1 protein-coding gene is annotated in these 1,489 nt (G+C 39.4%); it reads left to right on the forward strand.

Features of this window, described 5'->3' with window-relative positions; translation table 11 throughout:
- Positions 1-100: 100 nt before the first annotated feature.
- Positions 101-1,402 carry an NF041680 family putative transposase gene (locus O9332_RS03215; protein ID WP_002756753.1) on the forward strand — a complete coding sequence of 434 codons (1,302 nt, stop codon included), beginning with the start codon at positions 101-103 and terminating at the stop codon, positions 1,400-1,402.
- The last annotated feature ends 87 nt before the right edge of the window (positions 1,403-1,489 follow it).

Consider the following 1,489-nt stretch of genomic DNA (forward strand, 5'->3'; position numbering starts at 1 on the left):
CTGTAGTTTAGACTAAATGAGAAACCTAAAAAGAAAAAAGAGGAAGAATCAAGCAAAATAGAGAGAAAATAAAAGATGTTAAAGAATTTATCCTCTCTCTATGACCAAATATAACAGATATACCAGATTTCGCCAAGATACCTACCAACTGTTAGGTAATGCCAAAGATGCCACCTTTGACTTAATGGATAGCATCATGACCACCAGAAATGCCTATTGCTTGGGAGACTTGTCACTGTCCCCTTTCTTCAGAAGGAAATGGCATAGTACATACGAAGCTCTTGAAGATTGTCGTCCCAACCGAAACCAGTTAATGAAAAGGTATGTTCAGGAAATACCAGAACTGGAGTATGTTTTGTTAGCAATAGATCATACAGCATGGGAATTGAAGGATGCTAAAACGATGAAAGATAGAGGCTATCAACATAGCGCGGCATCAAAAAATGGAACAGTATTAGGACAAGGCTATAGCACCATTGTCTGGCTACCCGAAGGGGAAAGAAGTTGGGCATTACCCTTAAGACATGAAAGAATCACATCCTTTGAAACACCGATATCTAAAGCCAAATGGCAACTCCAAGAAGTCTGCAAAACAATTCAACAAAAAGTTTTGGTAGTATTAGATTGTGAATACGGCAATAGTTCATGGGTAAATCAAACAGCAGATATCCAAGCAAGTAAACTGATGAGAATCCGCTCTAATTGTTGTCTATATGGCGAACCAGAAGCTTATGGGGGTAAGGGAAGACCGAAAAAACATGGCAGACAATTTAAAATCAATGACGAATCCACATGGTGGCCAACCGACGCAACAGTGGAAATCAATGACCCGAAACTCGGATTAATCCGAGTGAGTCAATGGCAACAGTTACATTTTAAAACAGCTTCTCAGCAGAAATTAAGTCTAATTAAAGTGGAAAGGTTGAATCCTAAAAAAACGGGAGAGGCACATCGCCCCTTATGGTTAATTTGGGTAGGAGAGGCATTTTTATCCTTAGAAAAAGTTTGGTCACAATATGCACGTCGTTTTGGAGTTGACCATTGGTATCGCTTTGCCAAGCAAAGATTACATTGGACTTTACCTTCTTTAAGTACACCTGTTCAATGTGAGAGATGGAGTGATTTAATGCCGTTGATGACTTGGCAATTATGGTTAGCCAAAGATTTGGTAGCAGATTATCGTCTTCCTTGGCAAAAACCGCAAACCCTATTAACTCCTGAAAGGGTAGCACAGTCTCTGTTTTCCCTTTTGATAGAGATTGGTTCGCCCGCTCAACCACCTAAAACTAGAGGAAAGTCTCCCGGCTGGGAAAAAGGGAAGACTCGCAGTAAAAGAAAGACCTATCCTACTGTGAAAAAACGACATTCAACCCCTAAAAAATCGGCAACAAAAGCATCCTAACTCTACTTTTTGCTTCAAGATTTTTGATTTCAGCTATTTTCATAAGGCTGGATTATTTTTAGGCAAATTTTTTAGTCTAAACTACAG

Source organism: Microcystis sp. LE19-10.1B, assembly GCF_027530565.1.
GTDB lineage: Bacteria > Cyanobacteriota > Cyanobacteriia > Cyanobacteriales > Microcystaceae > Microcystis > Microcystis aeruginosa.

What these genes read in the sequence shown, in the direction of transcription:
- O9332_RS03215 (WP_002756753.1), top strand. Translation starts at nt 101, where the DNA reads ATGACCAAATATAACAGATATACCAGATTTCGCCAAGATACCTACCAA.